29 protein-coding genes and 1 other RNA gene are annotated in these 25,349 nt (G+C 49.3%); 6 read left to right on the top strand and 24 right to left on the bottom strand.

Translation table 11 applies throughout. From position 1 onward, the window contains the following. Nucleotides 1–111 precede the first annotated feature (111 nt). Nucleotides 112–912 carry a zinc-dependent metalloprotease gene (locus NYE42_RS16715; RefSeq protein ID WP_015418210.1) on the top strand — a complete coding sequence of 267 codons (801 nt, stop codon included), beginning with the start codon at nt 112–114 and terminating at the stop codon, nt 910–912. Between the two features lie 33 nt (nt 913–945). Here the strand turns inward: NYE42_RS16715 and NYE42_RS16720 are convergent, their stop codons facing one another. From NYE42_RS16720 to csoR, 6 genes are all read right to left on the bottom strand, one after another. Continuing rightward, nucleotides 946–1,365, bottom strand: a complete 420-nt coding sequence (locus NYE42_RS16720; RefSeq protein WP_039253854.1) for a disulfide oxidoreductase — start codon at nt 1,363–1,365, stop codon at nt 946–948. Further along, nucleotides 1,355–2,026 carry a DsbA family protein gene (locus NYE42_RS16725; protein ID WP_012118444.1) on the bottom strand — a complete coding sequence of 224 codons (672 nt, stop codon included), beginning with the start codon at nt 2,024–2,026 and terminating at the stop codon, nt 1,355–1,357. Before NYE42_RS16725 ends, NYE42_RS16720 begins: the two co-directional genes overlap by 11 nt. A 117-nt stretch (nt 2,027–2,143) precedes the next feature. Continuing rightward, on the bottom strand, nt 2,144–4,255 hold the full coding sequence (locus tag NYE42_RS16730) for a heavy metal translocating P-type ATPase (RefSeq protein ID WP_352426596.1): 2,112 nt from the start codon (nt 4,253–4,255) through the stop codon (nt 2,144–2,146). Between the two features lie 149 nt (nt 4,256–4,404). Next, nucleotides 4,405–6,834, bottom strand: coding sequence for a heavy metal translocating P-type ATPase (locus tag NYE42_RS16735; RefSeq protein ID WP_352426597.1), 2,430 nt, complete (start codon nt 6,832–6,834; stop codon nt 4,405–4,407). Between the two features lie 83 nt (nt 6,835–6,917). Continuing rightward, complete coding sequence (gene copZ, locus NYE42_RS16740; protein ID WP_015240581.1) at nt 6,918–7,124, bottom strand: copper chaperone CopZ; 207 nt, start codon at nt 7,122–7,124, stop codon at nt 6,918–6,920. 75 nt (nt 7,125–7,199) lie between these two features. Continuing rightward, the gene (gene csoR / locus NYE42_RS16745) at nt 7,200–7,505 is read right to left on the bottom strand and encodes a copper-sensing transcriptional repressor CsoR (protein WP_003151723.1); all 306 of its coding nucleotides are present in this window, start codon (nt 7,503–7,505) and stop codon (nt 7,200–7,202) included. 138 nt (nt 7,506–7,643) lie between these two features. Between csoR and NYE42_RS16750 the strand changes: the two genes are divergently transcribed. After that, complete coding sequence (locus tag NYE42_RS16750; protein WP_338683749.1) at nt 7,644–8,684, top strand: oxidoreductase; 1,041 nt, start codon at nt 7,644–7,646, stop codon at nt 8,682–8,684. Nucleotides 8,685–8,728: 44 nt separating this feature from the next. Here the strand turns inward: NYE42_RS16750 and NYE42_RS16755 are convergent, their stop codons facing one another. The 10 genes from NYE42_RS16755 to NYE42_RS16800 all read right to left on the bottom strand — a co-directional run bounded on the left by NYE42_RS16755 (nt 8,729) and on the right by NYE42_RS16800 (nt 16,616). Continuing rightward, complete coding sequence (locus NYE42_RS16755) at nt 8,729–9,364, bottom strand: FMN-dependent NADH-azoreductase (RefSeq protein ID WP_053574150.1); 636 nt, start codon at nt 9,362–9,364, stop codon at nt 8,729–8,731. Nucleotides 9,365–9,558: 194 nt separating this feature from the next. Beyond that, nucleotides 9,559–10,887 (bottom strand): LLM class flavin-dependent oxidoreductase, encoded by a 1,329-nt coding sequence (locus NYE42_RS16760; protein WP_352426598.1) that lies wholly within the window; start codon nt 10,885–10,887, stop codon nt 9,559–9,561. Continuing rightward, nucleotides 10,884–11,171: a glutaredoxin family protein gene (locus NYE42_RS16765; RefSeq protein WP_352426599.1), complete on the bottom strand. Its 288-nt coding sequence runs from the start codon at nt 11,169–11,171 to the stop codon at nt 10,884–10,886. The genes NYE42_RS16760 and NYE42_RS16765 overlap by 4 nt, the downstream gene beginning before the upstream one ends. 11 nt (nt 11,172–11,182) lie before the next feature. Then, nucleotides 11,183–12,190: an LLM class flavin-dependent oxidoreductase gene (locus NYE42_RS16770; RefSeq protein ID WP_352426600.1), complete on the bottom strand. Its 1,008-nt coding sequence runs from the start codon at nt 12,188–12,190 to the stop codon at nt 11,183–11,185. Next, on the bottom strand, nt 12,187–12,966 hold the full coding sequence (locus NYE42_RS16775) for an amino acid ABC transporter ATP-binding protein (protein WP_015418222.1): 780 nt from the start codon (nt 12,964–12,966) through the stop codon (nt 12,187–12,189). The genes NYE42_RS16770 and NYE42_RS16775 overlap by 4 nt, the downstream gene beginning before the upstream one ends. Continuing rightward, nucleotides 12,963–13,670, bottom strand: a complete 708-nt coding sequence (locus tag NYE42_RS16780) for an amino acid ABC transporter permease (protein ID WP_020956345.1) — start codon at nt 13,668–13,670, stop codon at nt 12,963–12,965. Before NYE42_RS16780 ends, NYE42_RS16775 begins: the two co-directional genes overlap by 4 nt. Nucleotides 13,671–13,685: 15 nt before the next feature. Then, nucleotides 13,686–14,408: an amino acid ABC transporter permease gene (locus tag NYE42_RS16785; RefSeq protein WP_352426601.1), complete on the bottom strand. Its 723-nt coding sequence runs from the start codon at nt 14,406–14,408 to the stop codon at nt 13,686–13,688. A gap of 22 nt (nt 14,409–14,430) precedes the next feature. Then, the gene (locus NYE42_RS16790) at nt 14,431–15,243 is read right to left on the bottom strand and encodes an amino acid ABC transporter substrate-binding protein (RefSeq protein WP_352426602.1); all 813 of its coding nucleotides are present in this window, start codon (nt 15,241–15,243) and stop codon (nt 14,431–14,433) included. 21 nt (nt 15,244–15,264) lie between these two features. After that, nucleotides 15,265–16,080 (bottom strand): amino acid ABC transporter substrate-binding protein, encoded by an 816-nt coding sequence (locus NYE42_RS16795; RefSeq protein ID WP_352426603.1) that lies wholly within the window; start codon nt 16,078–16,080, stop codon nt 15,265–15,267. Then, nucleotides 16,077–16,616, bottom strand: a complete 540-nt coding sequence (locus NYE42_RS16800; RefSeq protein WP_039253835.1) for a GNAT family N-acetyltransferase — start codon at nt 16,614–16,616, stop codon at nt 16,077–16,079. Before NYE42_RS16800 ends, NYE42_RS16795 begins: the two co-directional genes overlap by 4 nt. Before the next feature lie 151 nt (nt 16,617–16,767). Here NYE42_RS16800 and NYE42_RS16805 point away from each other — a divergent pair, with 151 nt between their 5' ends. Beyond that, nucleotides 16,768–17,658, top strand: coding sequence for a LysR family transcriptional regulator (locus tag NYE42_RS16805; RefSeq protein ID WP_032867938.1), 891 nt, complete (start codon nt 16,768–16,770; stop codon nt 17,656–17,658). A 38-nt stretch (nt 17,659–17,696) separates the two neighbouring features. Here the strand turns inward: NYE42_RS16805 and NYE42_RS16810 are convergent, their stop codons facing one another. From NYE42_RS16810 to NYE42_RS16845, 8 genes are all read right to left on the bottom strand, one after another. Further along, nucleotides 17,697–18,491, bottom strand: a complete 795-nt coding sequence (locus NYE42_RS16810; protein ID WP_015418226.1) for an SDR family oxidoreductase — start codon at nt 18,489–18,491, stop codon at nt 17,697–17,699. 114 nt (nt 18,492–18,605) lie between these two features. Then, nucleotides 18,606–18,911: a barstar family protein gene (locus NYE42_RS16815; protein ID WP_144463900.1), complete on the bottom strand. Its 306-nt coding sequence runs from the start codon at nt 18,909–18,911 to the stop codon at nt 18,606–18,608. Between the two features lie 75 nt (nt 18,912–18,986). Further along, nucleotides 18,987–19,349: a transfer-messenger RNA gene (gene ssrA / locus NYE42_RS16820) on the bottom strand. Nucleotides 19,350–19,516: 167 nt separating this feature from the next. Next, nucleotides 19,517–19,987, bottom strand: coding sequence for an SsrA-binding protein (smpB, locus tag NYE42_RS16825; RefSeq protein WP_003151688.1), 471 nt, complete (start codon nt 19,985–19,987; stop codon nt 19,517–19,519). Nucleotides 19,988–20,126: 139 nt separating this feature from the next. Then, on the bottom strand, nt 20,127–22,460 hold the full coding sequence (rnr, locus tag NYE42_RS16830; RefSeq protein ID WP_352426604.1) for a ribonuclease R: 2,334 nt from the start codon (nt 22,458–22,460) through the stop codon (nt 20,127–20,129). Nucleotides 22,461–22,478: 18 nt separating this feature from the next. Next, the gene (locus tag NYE42_RS16835) at nt 22,479–23,219 is read right to left on the bottom strand and encodes a carboxylesterase (RefSeq protein WP_007409986.1); all 741 of its coding nucleotides are present in this window, start codon (nt 23,217–23,219) and stop codon (nt 22,479–22,481) included. Between the two features lie 118 nt (nt 23,220–23,337). Next, on the bottom strand, nt 23,338–23,568 hold the full coding sequence (gene secG, locus NYE42_RS16840) for a preprotein translocase subunit SecG (RefSeq protein WP_003151681.1): 231 nt from the start codon (nt 23,566–23,568) through the stop codon (nt 23,338–23,340). 123 nt (nt 23,569–23,691) lie between these two features. Then, nucleotides 23,692–23,877 (bottom strand): helix-turn-helix transcriptional regulator, encoded by a 186-nt coding sequence (locus NYE42_RS16845; protein ID WP_087920807.1) that lies wholly within the window; start codon nt 23,875–23,877, stop codon nt 23,692–23,694. Nucleotides 23,878–24,072: 195 nt separating this feature from the next. On the opposite strand from NYE42_RS16845, the gene NYE42_RS16850 reads away from it, so the two are divergent. The 3 genes from NYE42_RS16850 to NYE42_RS16860 all read left to right on the top strand — a co-directional run bounded on the left by NYE42_RS16850 (nt 24,073) and on the right by NYE42_RS16860 (nt 25,338). Then, nucleotides 24,073–24,483 carry a helix-turn-helix transcriptional regulator gene (locus NYE42_RS16850; RefSeq protein ID WP_039253821.1) on the top strand — a complete coding sequence of 137 codons (411 nt, stop codon included), beginning with the start codon at nt 24,073–24,075 and terminating at the stop codon, nt 24,481–24,483. Nucleotides 24,484–24,507: 24 nt separating this feature from the next. Continuing rightward, nucleotides 24,508–24,939, top strand: a complete 432-nt coding sequence (locus tag NYE42_RS16855; RefSeq protein ID WP_003151674.1) for a helix-turn-helix transcriptional regulator — start codon at nt 24,508–24,510, stop codon at nt 24,937–24,939. Between the two features lie 81 nt (nt 24,940–25,020). After that, nucleotides 25,021–25,338, top strand: a complete 318-nt coding sequence (locus tag NYE42_RS16860) for a winged helix-turn-helix transcriptional regulator (RefSeq protein WP_003151672.1) — start codon at nt 25,021–25,023, stop codon at nt 25,336–25,338. Nucleotides 25,339–25,349 lie beyond the last annotated feature (11 nt).

Raw genomic sequence — 25,349 nt, forward strand, 5'->3', positions numbered from 1 at the left:
AACCTCACTCGCAACGGCTGGGAGCAAGAACGTTTACCTATTTTATACTATTTTGGGAGGTTTATTGGAAGTTTCATTGAATACTTTCTCTAACAAAAAGGGGGTTATGAGATGAAAATCAGTTCACTTGTTTTTCCTGTTTTATTGGCCGCCGGATTAATTCCCGGCCTGCCGTCAGCCGAAAGCCATACGCATTCGCACACTCATGCGGAGCCGGCGAAAACGGTGTATACGGACCCGCTTCCGAAAGCCGATCATTTTAAAGATCTGAAGGGCCCGGTCCAAGTCGAACAGACGGTTGACACAAAAATTCTGGATGAAAACGGCAAGCAGGTCGGCACGAAACGATTCAATGCCAATGTCAGTCAGGATAAAGCCTCAACTAAAGCCAGCACGGGCTCTCAGAAGGTCAGAGTGCTGGCGGTGGCGGACGCTGAATACCGCGCCAAATACAGCGACTGGCAAACGCGAATCGTCCAGATCGTGGAGCAGGCCGATGTTGCTTTTAACCGTGATCACAACATTGATTTCGTCGTACAGGCTGTGCAGGCTTGGAATTCCTCCGGCTCAAACAGTTCTCAGATTTTATCGAATCTCCAAGGCAGCTTCAGAAATCAAAATTATCATTTTGTCGTCGGTTTTACCGCAAAATCAAGTTTTGACGCCGGCGGTATCGCGTATGTATATAACGGCAAACCGAGCGGCCCGGCTTTCAGCGTGAACCTTGATCAAGGAACGGCCAACACGGCGAAAGCGGCACAGCACGAGTTTTCCCATAACTTCGGACTTCAGCATGACGCCCAAGGCAGCGGCATCCGCTGCGTCATGAATTATGATTATGCCTATTCCGTGGATATTTGGGACAGCTCCCATAACAGACAGATTGAGACAAACAAAGCTTGGTACAAATAATAGAAAAAGAGCCGCTCCCATGGAGCAGGCTCTTTATTTTGCCGTGCGTTCCGTTTTGACAAAACACATGCAGATAATAATGAGAATAAATGCCGTCAATGCCAGGAAAGGAATGGTAATGAAACCGAACCAGTTAATATATTCAGATGAGCAAGGCACGCCGTAGACACACGGCTTGATGCCGCTGAAACCGGGCACCTTCTGCTCAAGGTAATGCATGATCGATATAAACGCGCCGATGACGGCCATCGGCAGCACGTATTTTTTTACGCGCGTGTCACCCTGGAAGGTGGCGATTCCTAAAATCAGGACAAGCGGGTATATGAGAATTCTTTGATACCAGCACAGCTCGCACGGTATGAATTTTCTGATCTCGCTGAAATAAAGGCTGCCGAGCATAGCAGCAAGAGCAATCACCCAAGAAGCATATAAAAATACGATTCTATTTTTCATTTTTCAGCTCTTTCTTAATCGTTTTTGAAATCTCATCATATTTAGAGAAGTCATTAATCACCTTGTCATTTACGTAAATCGTCGGTGTCGCCGTAATGTTTAATTTATCATTCAGGTCAGTGTCAGCTTTCAGCTCTTTTGCAAATGTCTCTTTATCAAGGTTTTCCTTCAGCTTGTCAGGATCAACCTTTTTCGCAGTGCTTTTGACCGTTTTTTCAAGCAATGCAGGCGTGACCCATTCCTGTTCGCTTGACGGCTGCTGTTCAAACAGCTTTTCATGGAATGCCCAGAATGATGCCGGGTCTTCTTTCCACACTTCTTCTGAAGCAAGAGCCGCCAGACGCGAGCCGCTTCCGTGGTACATGACGTTCACAAATGAAAATTTCACGTCGCCTTTATCGATAAAATCTTTTTTGATTTTCGGAAAGATATCGCTGTTAAATACTTTGCATGACGGACATTTGTAATCTCCGAATTCAACTACCGTAACAGGCGCGCTGTCTTTGCCGAGCACGGGCTGTCCTTTAATGGAAGGCTGTTCGGCGACTGTTTCGCCCGCTTTTTCCGTTTGGTTGTTAATAATTACGATGGCCGCAAATAAAACGACAACGATTAACGTCAGTATCACCGCAAATTTCGCAGACGATTGTTTCTTTTTCACTCAGACACCTCATTGTTTTTAAAATAAAAAAGAAGCGGATGCCGGATGGCCCGCTTCTCTATTTTACCAAGACAACCTTGTTTAAGAAAACCCTGAAAAACGAATTATCTTTGACAATTATTCCGCTTTCACTCTCATGACGCGCATCGCGTTGGCAACAGCGATCAGCGTGACGCCGACATCTGAAAAGACCGCTTCCCACATGGTGGCGAATCCGAATGCGCCAAGCAGGAGAAAAATCATTTTTACGCCTAAAGCAAATCCGATGTTCTGCCAGACGATCCGGCGTGTGCGGCGTGCAATCCGGATGGCTTCGGCTGCTTTTGACGGCTGGTCTGTCATCAGGACGACATCGGCCGCTTCGACGGCGGCATCAGAGCCGAGAGCCCCCATGGCAGCTCCGATGTCAGCTCTGGCAAGCACAGGCGTATCATTAATCCCATCGCCGACAAACATCAGTTTTTCATTCGGTGCAAGCGCCGCTTCAAGTTCTTCGACGCGGTCTACCTTGTCACCCGGCAAAAGCTCTGTGTACACATCATCAATACCGAGCTCTCGGCCGACAGCTTCTCCGGTCTGCTTTGAATCACCCGTCAGCATCACTGTCCGCTTCACGCCGAGCGCTTTTAAATTGGCAATGGCCTGTTTGGCGTCCTCTTTGATTTCATCGGCGATCACGATCGCCCCCGCATACTGCTGATCAACGGCGACATAGACGACGGTTCCGTTGTTTTCAGCTGTGCCGGAAGCGATTTGTTCTTTTGCCATCAGTTTTTGATTTCCGGCTAAAATCGTTGATCCGCCGGTTTTCACCCGAATGCCGTGTCCGGGTATTTCTTCATATTCTTCAATCTCCTCAGCCGAGAGCGGTTGATTGTAAGTTTCACGGATGGAAGAAGCAATCGGATGATTGGAATGGGCTTCTGCAAGCGCGGCCGCATGAAGCAGGCTGTCTTTCGTAAACCCCGCCGCCGGTCTGATATCAGTAACGGCGAAATTGCCTTTCGTTAAGGTTCCCGTTTTATCAAACACGGCGTATGCCACCTGATTGAGCGCTTCTAAATAGTTGCTTCCTTTCACGAGCACCCCTGCTTTAGACGCAGCTCCGATACCGCCGAAAAACCCGAGCGGAATGGAGACGACGAGTGCGCACGGACAAGAAATCACAAGGAAAATCAGCGCGCGGTACACCCAGTCGGATAGCGCGGCTGAAGGCACGAGAAGCGGCGGTAAAAAGGCGAGAAGCACCGCAACAATGACAACGGCCGGTGTATAATACTTGGCAAACTTCGTAATAAAGTTTTCCGTTTTCGCTTTGCGTCCGGCCGCATTTTCGACCAGATCCAATATTTTTGACACGGCAGAGTCTTCATATCCTTTAGAGGTTTCAATATGAAGCACGCCGTTCTGATTCATAAATCCGGCCATCACATCTTGCCCCGGCTCCGCTTTTCTTGGCACGGATTCGCCCGTTAAAGCGGATGTATCAACCATCGAAGAACCGCTCAGCACCTTTCCGTCCAACGGAATCCGTTCTCCGGGATTCACGACGATGACCTGTCCGACTTTGACGTCCTGCGGCGGAACGGCAGTCATGCCGTTTTCCGTTTTCACATTGGCGTACTCAGGACGGATGTCCAATAACGCGCTGATCGATTTTCTGGATCGGCTGACGGCCGCTCCCTGAAACAGTTCACCGATTTGGTAGAACAGCATGACCGCGACGCCTTCCGGATACTGATGAATCATAAATGCGCCGATCGTGGCAAGCGCCATCAGAAAATGCTCATCAAATACCTGGCCGCGGACAATGTTTTTTCCCGCTCTGGCTACGATATCGCCGCCGATAATCAAATATGAAGCAAAAAAGAGCAGAAACTCAAGGACGGCGCCCGTGTGTGCGAAGTAAGCGATGACGGCCAAAACGGCTCCCGCTGCCAATCTCACTAACATCAGCTGCAGCTTTTCGCGGTATTCATCCTCGCCGGGTTTGTCTTCGTGCTTCGAACGAACGGTCACATGAGGATCAATGGACTTTACTTTTTTCGCAACCTCATCTTTCATCCATTGCTCGTTTTTGCCGCCGGCTGAGACCGTGATGGTGCTTGCCGCAAAATTGACAGCACAGCCGTCTATGCCGTCAATGGCTTTTACGCCGTTTTCTATTTTTTTTGCACAGTTGCTGCAATCAAGTCCGTCTAATACAAATTCACCTTTGGCTGATTTCATTTTCGACTCACCCTACTTTCCGTAATAGGATTCCCATAACATCAATACAGCTAAACGAATTTATATATATGAACATATACTCATATATGTGTTTTCTCTATTATATGCAGGCTTTGAATAAAGTGTCAATAAAAAAGACAAAACAGGCATCAGCCCATTTTGTCTTGTTTCACCTTCTGTAAACGCAAAGCATTAAGGACGACCGATACTGAGCTGAACGCCATGGCAGCGCCTGCCACCCACGGGGCCAGAAAGCCGGCCGCCGCAATCGGAATGCCGATGCTGTTGTATCCCAATGCCCAGCCTAAATTCTGCTTGATGTTTCTCATGGTCAGCCTGCTCATGCCGATGGCGTCGGCAATGCCGTTCAGGTCACCGCGGATCAGCGTAATATCCGCCGCTTCCATTGCGATATCTGTGCCGGTGCCGATGGCCATTCCGATATCAGCCACAGCCAGCGCCGGAGCATCATTGATGCCGTCACCGACCATCGCCACGCGCCGGCCTTCTTTTTGCAGCCGGGAAATTTCCGCCGCCTTTTGTTCGGGAAGCACTTCGGCGATCACGCTGCCGATGCCCGCGGCTTTTGCAATGGCTTCCGCGGTCTTTTTGTTGTCACCGGTCATCATGATGACGTCAAGCCCCATATCATTCAGGCGTTTCACCGCGGCCGGAGATGTGTCTTTGATTGTATCGGCGACTGCGATAAGCCCCGCCGCTTTGCCGTCTGCCGCAATAAGCATCACCGTTTTTCCTTCCGCCTCCAAGCGGGCCATGTGCGGAAGCAGCGCCTCATGTTCGATGTGTTCCGATTCCATCAGCCGTCTTGATCCGGCTAGAATCGTTCTGCCGTCAGCCTCGGCGTATATTCCGGAACCGATCCGGGCTTGGAACCGGGTGATTTTCGGGATGGCAATCCCCCGTTTTTCGGCTCCTGACACGATGGCTTCTCCGAGCGGGTGCTCTGATCCCGTTTCGGCGGCCGCCGCCAGCCGCAGGAGTTCCTCTTCGTTCATTCCCGCTGCCGGTACGGCATCTGTCAGAACCGGTCTGCCGTTTGTCACCGTTCCTGTTTTATCCAGTACGATTGTCGTCAGACGCTGTGTTTTTTCTAAATGCTCTCCGCCTTTAAAAAGAATGCCGAATTCAGCTGCGCGGCCGGAGCCCGCCATAATGCTCGTCGGAGTGGCAAGCCCGAGTGCGCACGGACAGGCAATGACAAGCACGGCGATGAATTTGCCGATCGCTTCAGAAAACTGTCCCGGCGCGACCCATACATACCAAATGAGAAAAGTCAGCACGGCCAGCCCCATCACAATCGGGACGAAAATGCCTGAAATGTGATCTGCGAGCCGCTGAATGGGGGCTTTTGATCCTTGGGCTTCTTCCACGATTTTAATAATGTGTGCAAGCGCGGTATCTTTCCCGACATTCACCGCTTTGATTTTGAGAAAACCGTTTGCATTGATCGTCGCCCCGGTGACGGTGCTTCCGGGAGACTTATCGACAGGCATGCTCTCTCCCGTAATCATCGATTCATCAATCGCGGAATGGCCTTCAATCACTTCGCCATCGACAGGGACGCGTTCTCCCGGTTTCACATATACGATATCTCCCGTCCGGACCTCGTCAATCGGAATCACCTGTACCTTCCCTTCCCGCTCAACCGCCGCCGTCTTCGCCAAAAGCTTCATTAACTTTTTAATCGCTTCTGATGAGCGGCCTTTCGCTTTCATCTCTAAAAGCTTTCCAAGCAAAATCAAAGTCAGCAAAATGGCGCTCGTTTCATAATAAAGCCCCTCTACATGTCCGTCTCGTCCGAGAGACGCAATCGTCATGTACAGGCTGTATGCGTAAGCGGCCGTCGTTCCGAGCGCAACGAGAACATCCATATTGGTGCTTTTGTTTCTCAGCGCCTTATACGCTCCCATATAAAAAGGCCAGCCGATGACGAGCTGCACCGGGGTGGCAAGCGCGAATTGCAGCCACGGATTCATCAGGATATCCGGCATCCAGATAAAAGAAGTAAAAGAAAAATGGCTGACCATCGACCATAGAAGCGGAAAGGAGAGAACTGCAGAAAATATCAGCCTGATCAGCTGTTTTCGCTGCTCTTTCTCCTTTTGGGATAATCCGCCATCTCCATCAACCGCTTGCTTCTCGTCTAATCTGTAGCCGAGTTTTGCCACGGTCTCTTTCAGTTCTTTCGGTGTCACCTCTTTCGGATTGTATTCAACGGTGACTGTTTCAAGGGCGAAATTCACCGGCGCGCCCACAACGCCCTCTGTTTTGTTCAGGCGCTTTTCAATCCGATTGGCGCAAGCGGCGCACGTCATGCCTTCAATCTGAAACTCGGCTTTTTCCGTCACAACATGGTAGCCGAGTTTTTCAATTTTATCCTTTATGGCGCCAGCTTCGATTTTGTCAGGCTGATAGGAAATATTTGAGGTCTCAAGCGCAAGATTGACGGAAGCGTCATTGACGCCGTCCATCCGTTTCAGCCCTTTTTCAATTCTAGAAGCGCAGGCGGCGCATGTCATGCCCCCCACTTGAATGGTCATTTCTTTCGGTTCACTCAATGTCCTCATCTCTCTTCATAAACCCCATGGGGGTATAAGTATGATAAAAGAAAACCGCGCCCGTTTCCGCAGCGCGATAAATCCTATACGACGTCATAACCTTGATCTTCAATCGCGTCTTTTATATCTGATACGGAGACTTTGTTCTCATCAAACGTCACATCCACCTGTCCGGCTTCCAATTTCACCTGAACCGCCGTCACTCCGTTCAGTTCTCCTACTCCGGTCTCTACTGCTTTGACGCAGTGCTGACATGACATGCCTTCGACTTGCAGTGTTTTTTGTTCCATGATGATTCCCTCCACGTCTTGTTTTTTCTTCTTTATGTTACCATACCCCTGTAGGGTATTTCAAAACATTTTATTTTACGATTTTGCGATTTTTTTCACAACATCAAGCAGCTCGGCAATCGCCTGCTCCCCGTTTCCGCTCTCAATGGCGCCGGCTACGCAGTGATGGGCGTGATCTTCCAGCAGATGAAACGCGACTTTCTGCATGGCCGCCTGTACGGCTGAAATCTGCACGAGAATATCCACGCAGTATCGTTCGTTATCCACCATATTCTGAATGCCCCTGACTTGGCCTTCAATCCGTTTCAGCCGGTTCAGGATCTGGTCTTTTTCCTTGGCGCTTTTATGATTTAACGATTGATGCTCGGTATGTTTGTCCATTTTCCACCTCGGTTTTTTTCTTCGTTATCTTCATTATACAGAATTGAAAATCCGGTGTAAAAAATTTTCAACACACAAGTTTTACCAGTACACCCGCGGGGTATATAATGTTATCACTTATCAAGAGGGGGAAACTCATTGAAAACGATACAAGTTGGCATATTGGGATATGGTTTGTCGGGTAAAGTCTTTCATGCGCCGCTTTTGGACGTCCTTGATGATTATCAGATCAAAAAAGTCATGACGTCCAGAACGGATGAGGTCAAACGTGATCTGCCGGGGGCTGAAGCCGTGCGCGCGATTGAAGACATTACCGGTGATCCTGACATTGATCTCGTCATCGTCACGACACCGAGCGGAATGCATTATGAATCAGCGATGAAATGTCTCCTGGCGGGAAAACACACCGTCGTGGAAAAACCGATGACGGCGACTTCAGCAGAAGCGGAGGAGCTGAGAAGAACGGCTGAAGATAAAGGCGTCTTGCTGAGCGTGTACCACAACCGGCGCTGGGACAATGACTTTTTAACAATACAAAAGCTGATTCGGGACGGGGCGCTTCAAGACATTCATACATATCAAGTCAGCTACGATCTATACAACCCGGTTGTACAGGAAAAATGGCGCGAAAAGAACGGACCCGCCACGGGAACGCTGTATGATCTCGGTTCACATATTATTGACCAGACACTTCTGCTTTTCGGAATGCCGGAATCCGTCACCGCACATGTGATGAAACAGCGGGACAACAGTGAAACCGTTGATAATTTTCTGGCCGCGCTCCATTACGGCAAACTTCAGGTCATTCTTCAATCCGGCTCCATGAATGCGGCAAGCGGCCCGCGCTATCAGATTCACGGACGGAATGCAAGCTTTATCAAATACGGAATGGATGGACAGGAAGATGCGCTTTCAGCGGGCAAAAAGCCGATTGACGACAGCTGGGGCGCCGATGATCCTGACAACTTCGGAGAGCTGACAATCGCAGCGGATGAGAAAAGGCATACAGAAACAATCCCCTCTGAGAACGGCTCTTACCTTACGTACTACAAACTGCTGGCAGACAGCATCTTAAACGGAAAACCGCTTCCCGTTACGGCAAAAGAAGGCATCGATGTCATCCGTGTCATTGAAGCCGCAATGAAAAGCAGCAAACAAAAACGGACGATTGCCCTTTAATATGAAAAACCTTCCAACCGTACGGCGGGGAGGTTTTTTTAAGATCAGAATGATTTTCCGGCTTCTTTCGCGCGGGCAATCGCATCTTCTTTAATTTGCTGTGCTTTATTCGGTTCAGCATTATGGCCTTCAACGATTAAACCGTCAAAAGAAGGAACGCCGAAGAAGTTCATCATGATGCCGATGTAACGGTGGCCCATTTCCATGTCAGCCGCCGGCCCTTCAGAGTAATAGCCTCCGCGCGCCTGAATGTGGAGCGCTTTTTTGTCAGTCAACAGACCGATCGGGCCTTGCTCTGTATATTTAAATGATTTTCCGGCTACAGCCACAGAATCAAGATACGCTTTCATAACAGGCGGGAATGAGAAGTTCCAAAGCGGTGTGACGAATACGTATTTGTCAGCTGACGCGAATTGATCGCTCAGCTCGTTCAGACGGCTGACTTTCGCTTTTTCGTTTTCAGAAAGCTCTTCAAAACCTGTGCCGGATTGAAGTTTTCCCCAGCCGCTGAATACATCCGCGTCGATATGAGGAATGTTTTCTTTGTAAAGGTCGATATGTACAACCTCATCATTCGGGTTTGATTCTTTATAAGAATCGATAAACGCTTTTCCTGTCGCCATACTGTAAGATGTCTTTTCATCATGAGGATGAGCAGTGATATAAAGTACTTTTGCCATTGTAAACAGCCCTTTCGTTTTCAAATTACACACACATTTATTATGAAATATGAATGTCTTTTTATACTGATCAGTTCTGTAATAATTATAGTTACAAAAAAATCTTTTCGCAACAATAATATCTCGAAATCAGTGTATTTTTTTGAAAAGGGTGCAATGACGGGAATGGCAAGCAGCAGAAAAAGCAGAAACATTTAGTTTCTGCTCAAAATCGGATTTGATTTACAGACCGGGATATCCAACCCGAGATTCCCCCGCAGTGTATCGGCCGGATAGCTTTTTCGGTACAGTCCCTTTTCCTGGAGGATCGGTATGACTTGATCCACAAAGGCTTCAAGCATGCCCGGGATGTCAGAGTGAATGATAAACCCGTCCGCCGCTTCCCGCTGAAACCATGTTTCAATTAATGACGCCACACGTTCCGGTGTCCCGATAAAGTTGGTTCGCGGAAACGCGGCTTCGCGCGCCACTTGACGCAGCGTAAGATTCCGGGCTTTCGCCTCTCTTTTGATACGGTCTGTCGTGCTTTGAAACGCGTTTTTCCCGACGTCGCCCAAATCAGGAAACGGCTCATCCAATGGAAACTGGCTCAGATCATAATCGTCAAAAAATCTAGCCACATACTTAACGGCGTTCTCTATCGGAATCAGCTCGGCGAATTCTTGGTATTTCGCTTCCGCTTCTTCTTGTGAGCCGGCTATAATCGGACTGATTCCCGGAAAGATCCGCAGCTTGGTAGCGTCCCGGCCGTAATCCGCCGCCCGCTTCTTCACATCATCATAAAAAGCCTTCGTTTCCTCAAGTGAATTGGAGTGCGTAAAGACTGCATCTGCATTCCTCGCGGCAAACGACCGGCCGGTTTCTGAAGACCCCGCTTGGAAAACGACCGGCTCTCCCTGTTTGGACCGGCCGATATTCAGCGGACCCTCCACTTGAAAATACTCGCCTTTGTGATACAGGCGATGCAGTTTGTCAGGGTCAAAAAACTGCCCGGTTTCTTTGTTGCGGACGAAGGCATCTTCTTCCCAGGAATTCCACAGACCGCGCACCACGTCCACATGTTCCTGGGCGATGGCATAGCGCCGGCTGTGGTCGGGAAGGCTTTCTTTGCTGTGATTGCGCGCGGCTCCCGCCTGCGGAGAGGTGACGAGATTCCAGCCCGCCCGGCCGCCGCTGATATGGTCAAGAGACATCAGCTGTCTTGCGATGGTGAACGGCTCAATGAACGATGTGGAAAATGTGCCGATTAAACCAAGATGGGTTGTAGAGGCGGCAAGCGCCGATAAAATAGTGATCGGCTCAAACCGATTTAAGAAATGCGGGATGGACTTTTCAGAAATGAACAAGCCGTCCGCAATAAAAGCAAAGCTGAACAGCCCTCTTTCAGCAGTCTGCGCTTTTTGCCTGTAAAACGCCGCATTCGTGCTTGCTGTCGGATCGGCGTCGGGATGACGCCAGCCGTCCGTTGTGCCGCCGACACCGTGAATCATGGCTCCGAATTGAATAAGATCCGTCCGGCTCATTTTCTCTCCCCCTTTTTCCCCTCGTAATCGGCAAGCGCCCGTTCTACATGTTCAATGCCGACTCGAGTAACGGCCTGATACACACGGCTGTCACCGCTGCCGATTTCAACGACGGGAACATGACGGATGCCGTACTTCGTCTGCAGCACGTCACGCAATTTGTCCCGCTCTGTCACATCAATTGTTTCGTATGCAACGGCTTTTTCCCGCAAATATCCTTTCACTTCATCGCAATAGGAGCAGCCCTGTTTGCTCCAGACCACTACGTTTACTTCATGACTCATGTTCATCCCTCCTACAATTGTGGGGCCGGCTGTACCGCTTCGCTTAACAGCCGGTAAGACAATCGTTTTTCCTCAGCGTTTTTGACAGGCGACAAAATCACAAAATCAGTAATGCTGTATTGAACGGATAATCGTCGCAGCTCGGCGGCAGTCTCTTCTTTTGTCCCGGCAATCACACCCGTCTTTTGTGTAATCAGCTTATACGGCTGCGTGACTTGTTCAAGAAACGCTTCCGCTTGTTCCCGGGAACCGACATTCACCTTTTTGCCGTCTTCGAGAATGATTTTGACCGACTCACGCGATACGACGTGTTTTTCCGCTTCTGCTTTTGTATGCGCGGTAAAGACCATCGGCGCAAGGTGAAATTCCGCCTTCGATCCTTTCGGCAGATGCTCGTCAAAGGCGTGGCGCGCTTTTTCTAACGCAGCCTCTTCACCGTTTATGAAATAGGCGAAAACGAAGGAAATGCCGAGTTTGGCCGCGGATATCGCGCTTTCCGCGCTGCCGCCGAGCAAAAAGAGGTCAGGCGCATACTCAGTATGCGGCGCCGGCCGCAATGACGCGTAGCGGTGCGAGTCCGGAAAATCATTTCGGATGAAATGAGTCAGCTCCTCAAGCTTTTCTTCAAATAAACGGGCGGGCTGGATAAGCTCCCGCTGCAGCGCATCGGTTGACAGCTGAAATCCGCCGGGCGCTTTGCCGACACCAAGCGCCACACGGCCGGGAGCAAGAGCGGACAGAACCCGGAACTGCTCCGCCACTTTATAAGGACTGTAATGCTGCAGCATCACCCCGCCGGATGCGAGACGGATTTTTTTCGTGCTTGCGGCAAGATACCCCAGAACAATTTCCGGCGCTGATCCCGCTATCTCTTCATTGTTATGATGCTCCGCCGCCCAGAAACGGTCATATCCGTATTGTTCGGCCTCCTGAGCCAATTTCACCGTTTGCCGCAAGGCTTCTTCTGCGGTTTGGTTTTCCGCGGTGACACTTTGGTCTAAAATGCTTAAACGAATCATACGACAGGCTCCTTTATGCGCTCTTTTATGTCATAACCGTAATCAGGCAGCACGCGGCGGAGGAACTTCTTCGTTCTTTCTTTTTTCGTCTTGTAAAAGACTTCCTCAGGCGTTCCTTGTTCCACGATTGCTCCTTCATCCATAAACACAATTCGGTCGGACACTCTTCTGGCGAATTCCATTTCATGAGTAACAATGATCATGGTGGCGCCGGTCCGCACAATGTTAAGCATCACCTCGAGCACTTCGCCGACAAGCTCCGGATCGAGGGCTGCGGTCGGTTCATCAAACAGCATCACATCAGGATGAATGGCAAGCGCCCGGGCAATTCCGACCCGCTGCTTTTGTCCTCCCGACAGCTGATTCGGATAGGCGTGCAATTTATCCTGAAGCCCCACCTTGGCCAGTTCCCGCTCGGCAATGGCGTACGCATCTGTTTTTTTCATTTTCCTTGCGATCGTCAGGCCTTCCATAACATTTTGAATCGCCGTTTTATGCGAAAACAAATGATATTGCTGAAAAACCATCGCCGTCTGTTTCCTCAGTCTGAGAATGTCTTTTTTGGCAGGCTTTTTGCAGTTAATGACTTCACCGTGCAGCGAAATGGCGCCTTCATCCGGCCGCTCAAGTAAATTAAGGCAGCGCAGAAAAGTGGTTTTCCCGGAACCGCTCGGGCCGATGATGGTCACGACTTCTCCTTTCCGGACACTTAAATTGATGCCCTTTAGCACGTGATGACTGCCAAAATGTTTCTGAATGTTTCGGATTTCGATCATAATGCGCCTCCTTGATATCTGGCTGCCCTTTTTTCCGCCAGACTGTTTACAGCTTCGAGAATCAGCGTTAATCCCCAATAAATCACGGCAGCCCCGATAAATGCTTCCAGAAATGCATAGTTATCGGATGCCGCAATCGTCGCCGTTCCTGTAATTTCAGGCACCGCAACAATTGCCGCGATGGAAGTGGTATGCAAAAAGCCGATGCCTATATTGGTGAAGTTCGGCAGCGATATCATGAACGCCTGCGGCAGAACCACGCGCCGAATCATCTGGCCCCGCGTCAGGCCGATTGAATATGCCGCCTCCGCCTGCCCCGTATCGACGGCCATGATCCCGGAACGGAGAATTTCCGTCATATAAGCGCCTGCCGTTAATGACAGTGCCATGATGACAAACACGGCGACCGGAATCTGATTGGCCGACCAGCCGAGATGAAACGCGCGGCTGAATTGATCGGCAATCAGCGGAACCCCTAAATAAATCAGCATAATATGGAGAATCGCCGGGGTGCTGCGGAAAAAAGACACGTAAAACGCTGAGCAGGCCAGCAGCCATTTGATGCGGAATATACGCACCGTGATATTGCCGAGAGCTATGAAAAATCCGGCAATAATCGGAATGACCGTCATCGCCAATGTAAGCGGAACGGTTTTCATCATTTGTTTGATCGCAGTGCCGATAAATGGAATGTCCAGCTCCACTGTTCTCCCTCCTTTTCAGCCGTGCGCGCTCATGTCAAAAACCGTCACAAGGCGCGTCTCATCTTTCTTGATTCGTTTTTCGGCCCATCTGAAGACACATTCAAATAAAAGGGCGGCCGCATAATACAGAACAGAAAGCGAGATATACACTTCTAAAGAATGATTGCTCGATGTAATCAAGGTCTGTCCTCTGCCCGACATATCCATCACCCCGATCGAAAAAGCGAGTGATGTATCTTTTAAGAAACCGATCACCATATTTCCGATGTTGGGAAAGGCCTGCACAAGCGCCTGCGGCAGAATGATGCGCCGGAATGTCTGCCCCCCGTTCAGCCCGATGCTGAAAGCCGCCTCCGCCTGCCCGCGGTCGACGCTGTTCACACCTCCCCTGATGATTTCGGCCGCTCTTGCCGCGCTGCTCAGCGCATACGTGGCGATGGCCGCATACAAAGGGTCCATTTTGGAGGTATCAATCCCGGCGAGCGCCGTGAGCGCCGGAATGCCGTAAAATACAATGAACAGCTGCACCATGATGGGCGTTCCTCTGAAAAAAGAGATATACAGCTTCGCAAACTGATTCAAAACGGGAATGCGATAGATGCGGGGCAGCGCCAAAAGCAGCCCCAATAGAAAGCCGAACAGCAGAGACACCGCCAGTATATAGAGCGTGACGGACAAATACCCGAGCAATGTCGGCACAAAAGACGCGATCATACTGATATCAAACGCTTTTTCCATTGCCGATCCCTCTCTTTTTCACTTAATATTGCTCCTTTGAATAATCCGCGCCGAGCCACTTTTCACTCAGCTTTTTAAGCGTGCCGTCATCAATGATTTCCTGCAGGGCTTTATCAATGTCATCGCTCAGCGTTTGTTCATTTTTGTTAAACATAAAGAACACTTTGGCATTTGACAGCACCCCGCCGACCGTTTTTTCTTTGATCGCGCTCGTTTTGTTTTGGAAATCGACGGCAAACGGCGTAGAAATCGTCGCATCGGCGCGGCCGGATTTCAGCTGATTGGCCGCATCGTTGGAGCCTTGGCCCGCATAAGCGATTTCAAACGGACTGCCGTGTTTTTCATTCCATTTTTTCAGCACAAGCGCGCCGTTTGACGTCGGACTCGTAATGACCCGCTTCCCTTTCAAGTCCTCAATGCCGTGAATGTTCCCGTTTTCTTGAAGCACCGTGATTTTCAGCGGGAAGTTGTTATACGCGACTTGATTGAACAGAAATTTTTTCTCCCGTTCGGCGCTTTTCTCCATTTGATGGGCTACGATATCGACTTTATGCTGGCCGAGGCTGACAAGCAGGTTGGAGAAATCCATCGTTTTAAAAGTGAAACGATAGTCCGGCAGGCGCCTGTCAAGCTCTTTCACCAGCTCAACGTCGTATCCCGTCAATTTGCCTTTATCATCAATAAAGCAAATATTCGGAAATTTAGTTCCCGTGCCGACCGTAATGTTCTTCACGTTTTTCTGATTGCCTGATGCCGCCTCCCCGCCCGCGCCGCAGGCTGATAACGCCGCCGTTGCAGCAATTGTTAATGACATGACCGCCAGTCTTATTTTCATGTGATCGCCCCGTTTTCTGCTTCAATTATTAGTGAAACTTGATTTTGAATAATCCGCGCCGAGCCATTTTTCACTCAGCCTTTTCAATGTGCCGTCCTTCTCAAGCTTTTGAATCGCCCGATCCGTATCGTCCGCCAGGGTTTGGCTGTTTTTATTGAACATAAAATACACCTCGGTATCCAGTAGCACATCACCGACCGTTTTTTGTTTGAACGCGTGCGTCTTATTTTGAAAATCGACGGCAAACGGCGTGGATACGGTGGCGTCAGCGCGTCCCGTCTCTATTTGGTTTGCTGTATCATTGCCGCCCTGCCCGGCGTATTTCAAATGTATCGGGCTGCCGTGGGTTTTGTTGTATGCCGTCATATAATCCGCCGCGTTTGACGTCGCGCCGACGATGACGGTTTTCCCTTTTAAATCCCGGAGCGTGTGTATCGCGTCATTATCCGCCTTCACCGTGAGGTACATCGGCGAGTAGTTATATGGGATCTTGTGATACAAAAAGCGTTTCTCCCGTTCCTTATTTTTCGCCATATTATGCGCGATCACATCAATTTTCCGGTTTCCTAGACTTGTAAGCAGATTCGAAAAATCCATCGTCTTAAAGACAAATTTGTATTGCGGCAGCTGTTCATCAATGGCTTTCATCACTTCAATGTCATAGCCGGTCAGCTCGCCTTTTTCATCCATAAAAGCAATGTTCGGAAAATCAGTTCCCGTGCCGACAATGACGGTCTGCACGCCGCTTTCCGCTTTTGTGCTTTCTCCTTGCCCGCACCCGGCCAGCACGCCGAGCAGCAGAAGCAGACAGCCGGCTCTGATCCGTTTTTTTATCATTGCGCCCAGCTCGGTGTGCCTAACAGCGACGCGTCAAACCGCTCCGATATGAGCACCTTTCTCATCATGACTCCGATGTCTCCGTCTTTCTCCTGCTCAAAATACACTTCATACCCCCTCCGTCTGTACATATCTACAAGCCAGGGATGCTTGCGCGCCGAAGTGCCGAGCGTGATGGCCGGGGCCTTCAGCGTATCCCGCAGCACGTGTTCCTCCACATAAGTCAAAAGTTTGCTGCCGATGCCCTGCCCCTTCAGCTCAGGAAGCGTTGCAAACCACCAGACGAACGGATATTTTGACGGAGGCGTGTCACTCTCCCACGGAAAACGGATCGTAATGGTTGAAAGAATCCGTCCGTCCCGTTCGAGCACGACGGCTGAATGATTTTCAATATTTTCTGTTACCATATCGATGTCGGCCCGCGCCGACGGCCAGTCAATCTCCAAATTGCGGATCGGCTGAAACGCGCTGTACAGCAGCTCTAAAAACTCCGGCGCATCCTTTTTCTCAGCCAATCGAAATATGTCTTCACTCATTCCGGTCACTCTCCCCGCAAAAATATATAATTCCAATTTGTTTACTAAGCTTTGATTGTTTATACTATAAAGCAAACTGATTTATTTGACTAATCAAAAAAAGTAAAGGAAAGGTTCAAGAAAATTAATGAACAGCCGGGAGGGGATTTCGTTGGAATTACGCACCATTAAAACGTTTCATACGATCGTACAGTCAGGCAGCTTTTATAAAGCCGCCGAAATTCTGAACTACTCACAGCCGACGATTTCAATGCGGATTAAACAGCTGGAACAGGATGTAGGCGCGCAGCTGTTTGAACGGGGAAAGAAGCTGAAGCTGACAAGGGCGGGGCGGCTGTTTCATGAGCGGGCCGGGCAGCTTCTCGCGCAATACGAGGTGCTTGACCATACTCTGGCCGATATCAGACAGGGGCAGGCCGGCCTTATTCAGATCGGCATATCCGAACCGACGGCAAGCCTGATCTTCCCTGCCGTACTGCGGGGTTTCTTAAATGATTATCCGGACATGTCGGTCAATGTCAGCGTGGATGACGCCAATACATGCAGCCGCAAACTGCTGGAAGGCGCCATTGATTTTGCCGTATGCGGCGAGCCGGAGCTGATTCTGGAGAATTATTTCGATCCGTTTTTTCATGACTCGCTCAATGTCATCGTGTCAGACAGACATCCCCTTGCCGCCAAAGCAAGCGTCAATCTCGAGGATTTAGAAAATGAATGCCTGATTTTTACGCCCGCCAATTGCCCGATCCGGATTCAAATTGAACAGCACCTGCAGCGGTCCATCGGCAGCCGCTATCGAAAAATGGAGCTGACCAGCAGCATGGCTCACCAATACTATGTCAGGGAAAATATCGGCGTCTCAATCTTTACGGCGACGGCGCATTCAGAACCGATCGAGGGCACGAAGGTCATTCCGATCCATAACTTAACAATTTCACCGCCGGTCGGGCTGTTGACAAACCAAAAAGAAGAGCATTTTGACTCCGCCACAAAAGATTTAATCAGCAGGATCATCAGCCGGTTTCAGCGTGATCCACATTAAAAAAACCCCCGCTTTACGGGGGTTTTTGTACGTTCATCTTATATAATGCTCCGCACCAAGCCGCCGTCGATCCGCAATGCAGATCCGTTAATGGCAGACGACAGCGGGCTGCTTAAAAAGGCGACAAAGTGGGCGATTTCTTCCGGACGGATCAATCGCTGAATGATCGACGTCGGACGATTTTCCTTCATAAATCGTCTCTCCGCCTCCGCCGCGGTCAGGTTTTCACCGGGATAAAGCGACTCAAGCATCGTTTCGACGCCCTCTGTTTTCGTGGAGCCCGGCATGACCGTATTCACCGTCACATTCGTCCCTTCCGTGAGCTCGGCCAGACTGCGTGACAACGACAGCTGCGTCGTTTTCGTGGCGCTGTAGTGGGCCATTTCCTGAGAAGGCATGACGGCCGCTTCACTCGCGATAAAAATAACCCGCCCTTCCTTCCGTTCAATCATCCGCTTTGCATACCGGCGTGTCAGCCTCACGCCGCTCATGATATTCACCTCGAAAAACCGGAGCCACTCTTCGTCAGGAATATCAAAGTATTCCGCAGGTTCAAAGATTCCTAAATTGTTGACGAGAATATCCACATCCGGATACTGCTGAAAAATCGCCCCGCATCCTTCCGCCGTGCCTAAATCAAATGCGGCCGGATAGAGACGGGCATCCGGCGTCTGTTTCTCTAGTTCCCGGATCGTTTCGTTCACCTTTTCTTCACGGCGGCCGTTAATGATCACGGCCGCACCTTCTGCAATCAGCGAAGCCGCAATCGCCTTCCCGATGCCTGACGTAGATCCCGTCACAAGCGCCGTCTTCCCTTTCAACTGCAAATCCATCATCCATTCCTCCCTATCGCAAGTCTCTTCTTATATATGGACTGAAATCGAAAGCCTGAAACCCTCCGTCCCTATTATCGGATAGAAAAATGGATGAGGGGAAGTACGCACTTTTTAGTGCCTGTCCGTTGTCCCAGCTGACGGCTGATCGATTTGAATGACAAACCGATTCCCTAACTCTTCTTGAGCCTCTTGAAACAGCTCCAAGACATCATCAGCATCCGAACCCAATTCCTTCTGACTGATGTCAAAATTCTTCCACACCAAAGTCAGCGGAAGTTCGATCCAGCCTGTCAGACAATCCCATAAGGCATTCAGATTTTCACCATAAAAGTCCGGGAAATCTAATTGATCTTTTAAGATTCGGTGTAAAGCTTCTGTGCTTGTAACATCTTTTCCGTCTATGATGACGACTATCATTCAAATGGACTCCTTTATTTCGGCATGAAAAAACCGCAGTGCGGTCAAGTGACGGCACTGCGGTTCCTCTGTTATGTATGGAGACGGTGGGAGTCGAACCCACGTCCAGAAACATCGATTACTTAAGCGTCTACGAGCGTAGCCTGCATATTTCGTGTTTCACTCGTCTTCGTGCCTGCGGGCGGGCCTTCCGAGAGCTAGTCTGTCAGTCTCTTCTTACGTTCTCAGACGGGAACGCAAGCGTAGCCTACTTGGATGTGCTCTTCACGGACACATAGGCAATGTCAGGAAGAGCTCGCTGCGTTTATTAGGCAGCTAGTGCTAAGTTTTGGTTAAAACTTTTAGTTTTGCCAGTTATATTTAGGTGCGTGTTAACGAGATCGCCTCTCGGCTCGCAGCTCAAGCTCGATCCATCCCTGTCGAATCCGTAACGTCCCCTTGTTAAGGGTATACGGGAGATCTATCAAGCTCTTGCTCAACTGGCTGTACTGTTATTATACCATGATCACAGGCAAATTCAATTGGGAATGTCTTCAATAAACAGCCTGTGAATCTGATATGTGAACAGTATAGCATACGGCAGTTATCACATCAAGGCTCAGGCATCAGAAGCCTTTTTGTCTGTCTCTGAACGCTCTTTCGATTTCTCTTTTGGCGTCTTTTCGTTTTAAATCTTCGCGTTTATCGTATGTTTTCTTCCCTTTTCCGAGGCCGATTAACACTTTGGCAAAGCCGTTTTTCAAATACAGCTTCAGCGGCACGAGGGAATAGCCTTTCTCTTTCGTCAGACCGATCAGCTTATTGATTTCTTTCCGGTGCATCAAAAGCTTTCTCGTCCGGAGCGGGTCGTGGTTATAGCGGTTTCCCTGCTCGTACGGGCTGATGTGCATGTTGTGGAGGAACACTTCGCCGCGCTCGATTTTCGCAAAGGAATCCTTCATGTTTACGCGGCCGGCGCGGATGGACTTAATCTCTGTTCCCTGCAGCACGATGCCTGTTTCATAGGTTTCTTCTATAAAGTAATCATGGTTTGCTTTTTTGTTTTGCGATAATACTTTGCCTGATCCTTTTGGCATGCCTTCTCCTCCTCTCTCCGCAAAAACCGTTCATGTGTGCGATACGCTTTATTTTAGCAAATGGAGCGTTCCGCGACAATGAAAATGCGGCTTGCGAAAGAAAGCAAACAGAGCATTTTGCCCCATTTGCTTTTCTCATTTACTTCTTCTTTTTGCGTTTTTGTTTCGGCGCGTTTTGGAAACCGCGTTTTTTCTTTTTCTTCTTCGGTTTTGTAAACCATTCCCCTTTTTCCTCCGATTTCGGCGGTGAAGCCGGGGTATTGCTGTTTAACACGCGTTTCCGCGCCGGTCTGCCGCGTTTTCTGCGGTCGCCTGTCGTTTCTCTCGGACGGCGGGTGCCTTTCATGCCGACAATCTCAAAGTCGATGTTTCTCTCATCTTTATTGACGTCGACGACTTTGACCGTGATTTCATCTCCGATCCGGTAAACGTTGCCCGTGCGTTCGCCGATCATGGCGAAATGCTGCTCGTCAAAACGGTAATAATCATCCGTCATAAAGCTGACGTGCACAAGCCCTTCAATCGTATTCGGCAGCTCGACAAACATTCCGAAATTCGTGACGGAACTGATCATGCCGTCAAATTCCTCGCCGATTTTATCAAGCATATATTCCGCTTTTTTCAGATCGTCCGTTTCCCGCTCTGCATCAACGGCGCGACGTTCCATCGTTGACGTATGGTCAGCGATTTCCGGAAGGCGTTCGGCCCACTTTTCTTGAGTCGCTTCGTCCGATTGTCCGTTGATCAAATACGTTCTGATCAGCCTGTGAACGATTAAGTCAGGATAGCGGCGGATCGGCGATGTGAAGTGCGTATAAAATTCAGTCGCCAGCCCGAAATGGCCCAGGCTTTGCGGGTCGTATTTCGCCTGCTTCATGGAACGGAGCATGACGGTTGAAATCACCGTTTCTTCCGGACGATCCCGCACTTCATCAAGAATGCTTTGCAGCGCGCGCGGATGAATGTCTCCGGCTTTTCCTTTGACGATATAACCGAATGTCGTGACGAACTCCAGGAACTTTTGCAGTTTTTCGGCGTTCGGCTCTTCGTGAATCCGGTAAATAAACGGCACGTTCATCCAATGGAAGTGCTCGGCCACCGTTTCGTTTGCGACAAGCATGAATTCTTCAATCAGCTTTTCCGCTACTGAGCGCTCTCTGATGACGACGTCTTTAACGGCGCCTTCCTCATCGACGAGCACTTTCGCCTCTTTGAAATCAAAATCCACGGCGCCGCGGTCCATCCGTTTCGCCCGGAGAATTTCCGCCAGACGTTCCATGTCTTTAAACATCGGGACGAGCGGCTCATATCTTTCTTTCAGCTCGGCGTCGTCTTCTGTGAGGATCTGGTTGACATCTGAATAGGTCATTCTTTCCGTCGTTTTAATGACGCTTTGGAAGATCTCGTGCTCTGTCACCTGGCCCTGCTGGTTGATTGTCATTTCGCAGGAAAGCGTCAGCCGGTCGACCTTCGGATTTAAAGAACAGATTCCGTTAGACAGTCTGTGCGGAATCATCGGAATGACCCGGTCAACCAAGTACACGCTTGTCCCTCTATCCAGCGCTTCTTTGTCAATCGGGGAATTCTCCGTGACGTAATGGCTGACGTCCGCAATATGGACGCCGAGCTTGTAGCTGCCGTTATCAAGCTTTGTCACGGTGACGGCGTCATCCAGATCCTTCGCATCCGCGCCGTCAATGGTGACAATGACCTGATCGCGGAGATCACGGCGGTCTTTGATGTCTTTTTCATCGATGGTATCGGGCGTGCTTGTTGCCTGCTCCATCGCTTCAGCCGGAAAATCTCCCGGCAGGCCGTGCTTATGGATGATGGATAAAATATCGATGCCCGGATCATTTTTATGGCCGAGTATTTCAACGATTTCTCCTTCGGCGTTCATTCTGCCTTCAGGGTAGCTTGTCAGTTTGACGACGACTTTATGGCCTTCCGCAGCGCCGTTATTGGCATGTTTCGGAATAAAAATATCACTCGTGATTTTCTTATCATCCGGGATGACAAAGCCGAAGCTTTTCGTTTCTGTGTATGTGCCCACGACGCGGTCGATGCTTCTTTCCAAGATGCGGATGACCGTGCCTTCCTGTCTCGATCCGCTTGACTGGGAATTGAGCCGCACCATGACGATATCGCCGTTCATGGCCGTATTCAGCTCATTCGGCGGAATAAACACGTCGCTTAAAGAGGTATCCTCCGGCAATAGAAACGCGAATCCCTTTGCATGCGCGGAAATTTTTCCTTTTACTAAATTCATTTTTTCCGGAAGCCCGTAGCGGTTGCTTCTGGTGCGGACGATCTGTCCCGTCTCCTCGAGCGCCACCAGCGCTTTTACCAGCTCTTTAAATTCATCTGCTTCCGTGATGTTCAGCATCTCCTCGAGTTCCTGAACGGTAAGGGGCTTGTACGCCTCTTCCTTCATAAACGAGAGAAGACGGTCCATAAACGCTTCTTTTTCCATTATTCGACCTCCTGTTTGTTACCAATCGAGTTTCTCTAAAAATTCGTACACATCCTGATGAACGAGGTCCCGTTCTTTATCGAGCGTAATGACATGACCTGATTCTTCATACCATTTCAGCTGTTTGTCGTCCGTTTCCACCTCGTTGTAAATGATGTTCGCACTTTCTGTATTAATCATATGGTCATGCCGTGCCTGAACCACAAATGTCGGGGAATAGATCATGTCGACGTTTTTGCGCACATCGGCAATCAGCTCCTGAAGCGATTTGAGCGTATTCATCGGTGTTTTTTCAAACTCCTTCATTTCCTTTTCAATCTGCTCCGGCTGTTTTCCTTCGAATTTTTTATAATTGCGCGCGTAGGAAAGAACTCCTTCGTACATAACCTCTTCACTTTTAATGTGCATCGGCGCACACATAGGAACAATTCCCTTTATGGGTACAGTGTAACCCAATTTCAATGAAAAAACCCCGCCAAGCGACAGTCCGCAGGCCGCAATGTTTTCATAGCCTTCAGACCGTAAATATTCATAACCGTCCATGACGTCTTTCCACCAATCTTCAGGCCCCGTATGTACCAGTTCTTCCGGCGGAACGCCGTGCCCTTTATATTGAGGCGCGTGACAAGTGTAGCCGCGCTCATTCAAGTAGCGGCCGAGCATTCTGACGTCTGCCGTATTTCCCGTAAATCCGTGCAGCAGAAGCACCGCTTTGTCTCCGCCTTTAAATGTAAATGGTTTTGGTGTCACAATTTTCATGCTCATAACCCCTTTTTTGCACATTCAATTTAGTTTTCCACAGTTTTGCGAGAAACAAACGCCGTCTCTCAACAAGAAAAAGGCCTGATATTAAATCAGACCTTATACAAACATTGCCTTATACGATATACGCCAGCGAAATCGTCAACACGAAAAACAAGACTGCCAGCACAACGGTTGTGCGGTGAAGAATCAGATCAAGGCCCCTTGCTTTCTGTTTTCCGAAAAGCTGCTCCGCCCCGCCTGAAATTGCACCCGATAAACCGGCGCTTTTGCTGGTTTGAAGCAATACGACAATAATAAGTGCAATACTGACGATGACCAATAAGGTAATCAATAATGTGTGCATCCCATACACCTCCAGACTGACTGGCCTACATTGCTTCTATTTTACATGAAAAACAAAGGCATGTCACGCCGTATCGGTGCACATCATGTCAGAAAAACGGAAATGCGTTTGAATCTTCCATCATCATTGACTTTTGTCAACAAAGTCGTAGTAAAAAAGATCTTCAAATTTCATGTCAAAGTAATAGAGCATTTTTCCGATGACCAGCTGGCCCGGCCTCCGCTCTCCATTCAGTACACGGCTCAGTGTGGCGGGAGATATTCCGATCTCCAGGGCGAGCTGGTTTAACGAGTAGTCATTATTGACCATATACTGCAGCACATAATCTCTTCTGATCTGTATCTTTTCGACCACTTTCTTCACCTTCCGTTCTGTCAAATACTTTCTTTCTTATACATAAGATACGGCTTTTGTTAACTTTTGTCAATACTTTTCCAGCCTGGCTATTCCCTTTAGTCAATAAACATACTAGAATATAAATAGACCGCGGGAGGGGGAAAGACTGTGGAAAGCTTCGGGAAACAATTGCGGACATTGCGGGAAAAAAGGCATCTGACAGTGAATCAGCTGGCAACGTATTCAGGCGTCAGCGCCGCGGGAATCTCGCGGATTGAAAACGGCAAACGCGGGGTGCCGAAACCTGCAACCATTAAAAAGCTCGCAGATGCGTTAAAAATCCCGTATGAGGAACTGATGCAGACGGCGGGATACATAGAGACCGTTCAGGAAACGAGAGCCCCGTACGACACGGGCTGCACCTTGCTGGAAAAAGCCGAAACGTTTGAGCTGCATGATTTATCCCTGTTGGAGCGGGAGAACTGGCGGCACCTGTCGAAAGAAGACTTGGTTCTGCTTGATAAATACTTTGCGTTCTTATCGGCTGAAGCCAAAAAAAGAACAAATGAAGACTCATGACTTTGCACATGTGAGGCGATCTTATTGAACACATTCGGAAAGCAATTAAGAGAGCTGCGCCGCGCCCGGAAGCTTACCGTCAATCAGCTTGCCGTCTATTCCGGCGTCAGCTCGGCGACCATTTCCAGAATTGAAAACGGGCACCGCGGCATTCCTAAACCCGCGACCATCCGAAAATTGGCGGACACATTAAAGATTCCGTACGAGGAGTTAATGGCGCGGGCCGGACACATCAAGGCATTTCAGGAAGAAATCCGCGAAACCTCCGAAAGCTATCAATCCATCTGCGCCATCTATCAGACCGCCGTTGACAGAGGCGCGGAGCATCTGCCGCTGTTTGACAGCAAAAAGTGGCAGCACTTCACAAAAGAAGATATTGAAAGCGTCAGCAAATACTTTGATTTTATCGCGGCTGAAGCGAAAAAGCGCTCCCCGGATTCCTCATCCTCTTTTTGATCCTCTCCTCAACTTAACAAGCGCCAGACGTACGTTCCCTCCGATTTTGCGGTATAATAGCAGAAGACGAGGTGAAAAAGCATGAACCAATCAGAAATGTGCCCCAGATTCGAAAAAGCGGTCGACATCCTAAGTAAACGCTGGGTGGCTCTAATCGTCTTTCAGTTATTGAACGGACAGCAGCGATTTAGCGAAATTGAAGCGGCGCTTCCGAATTTAAGCGGAAGAGTCTTGTCAGAACGTCTGAAAGAACTTGAAACAGAAGGTGTCATCAAACGGGATGTTATCCCCGAAACGCCTGTCCGCATTGAGTATTCTTTAACGGAAAAAGGCTGCGCATTAGCCCCTATTTTAGAGGAAATTTCCAAGTGGTCTTCAACATGGATTGATCCTTCCTGATAAACTCTTTT

It is taken from the genome of Bacillus sp. FSL K6-2865 (assembly GCF_040311405.1).
In the GTDB taxonomy this organism is placed as follows: Bacteria; Bacillota; Bacilli; order Bacillales; family Bacillaceae; genus Bacillus; species Bacillus velezensis.

Coding starts and splice junctions, on each gene's coding strand:
- NYE42_RS16795 (WP_352426603.1), bottom strand. CDS start 16,080: ATGATAAAAAAACGGATCAGAGCCGGCTGTCTGCTTCTGCTGCTCGGC.
- NYE42_RS16810 (WP_015418226.1), bottom strand. CDS start 18,491: ATGGATTTGCAGTTGAAAGGGAAGACGGCGCTTGTGACGGGATCTACG.
- NYE42_RS16720 (WP_039253854.1), bottom strand. CDS start 1,365: ATGAAAAATAGAATCGTATTTTTATATGCTTCTTGGGTGATTGCTCTT.
- NYE42_RS16790 (WP_352426602.1), bottom strand. CDS start 15,243: ATGAAAATAAGACTGGCGGTCATGTCATTAACAATTGCTGCAACGGCG.
- NYE42_RS16815 (WP_144463900.1), bottom strand. CDS start 18,911: ATGATAGTCGTCATCATAGACGGAAAAGATGTTACAAGCACAGAAGCT.
- NYE42_RS16775 (WP_015418222.1), bottom strand. CDS start 12,966: ATGATCGAAATCCGAAACATTCAGAAACATTTTGGCAGTCATCACGTG.
- NYE42_RS16755 (WP_053574150.1), bottom strand. CDS start 9,364: ATGGCAAAAGTACTTTATATCACTGCTCATCCTCATGATGAAAAGACA.
- copZ (WP_015240581.1), bottom strand. CDS start 7,124: ATGGAACAAAAAACACTGCAAGTCGAAGGCATGTCATGTCAGCACTGC.
- NYE42_RS16785 (WP_352426601.1), bottom strand. CDS start 14,408: ATGGAAAAAGCGTTTGATATCAGTATGATCGCGTCTTTTGTGCCGACA.
- smpB (WP_003151688.1), bottom strand. CDS start 19,987: ATGCCAAAAGGATCAGGCAAAGTATTATCGCAAAACAAAAAAGCAAAC.
- NYE42_RS16760 (WP_352426598.1), bottom strand. CDS start 10,887: ATGAGCCGGACGGATCTTATTCAATTCGGAGCCATGATTCACGGTGTC.
- NYE42_RS16845 (WP_087920807.1), bottom strand. CDS start 23,877: ATGGTCAATAATGACTACTCGTTAAACCAGCTCGCCCTGGAGATCGGA.
- NYE42_RS16715 (WP_015418210.1), top strand. CDS start 112: ATGAAAATCAGTTCACTTGTTTTTCCTGTTTTATTGGCCGCCGGATTA.
- secG (WP_003151681.1), bottom strand. CDS start 23,568: ATGCACACATTATTGATTACCTTATTGGTCATCGTCAGTATTGCACTT.
- NYE42_RS16800 (WP_039253835.1), bottom strand. CDS start 16,616: ATGAGTGAAGACATATTTCGATTGGCTGAGAAAAAGGATGCGCCGGAG.
- NYE42_RS16860 (WP_003151672.1), top strand. CDS start 25,021: ATGAACCAATCAGAAATGTGCCCCAGATTCGAAAAAGCGGTCGACATC.
- csoR (WP_003151723.1), bottom strand. CDS start 7,505: ATGGACAAACATACCGAGCATCAATCGTTAAATCATAAAAGCGCCAAG.
- NYE42_RS16835 (WP_007409986.1), bottom strand. CDS start 23,219: ATGAAAATTGTGACACCAAAACCATTTACATTTAAAGGCGGAGACAAA.
- NYE42_RS16770 (WP_352426600.1), bottom strand. CDS start 12,190: ATGATTCGTTTAAGCATTTTAGACCAAAGTGTCACCGCGGAAAACCAA.
- NYE42_RS16730 (WP_352426596.1), bottom strand. CDS start 4,255: ATGAAATCAGCCAAAGGTGAATTTGTATTAGACGGACTTGATTGCAGC.
- NYE42_RS16765 (WP_352426599.1), bottom strand. CDS start 11,171: ATGAGTCATGAAGTAAACGTAGTGGTCTGGAGCAAACAGGGCTGCTCC.
- rnr (WP_352426604.1), bottom strand. CDS start 22,460: ATGGAAAAAGAAGCGTTTATGGACCGTCTTCTCTCGTTTATGAAGGAA.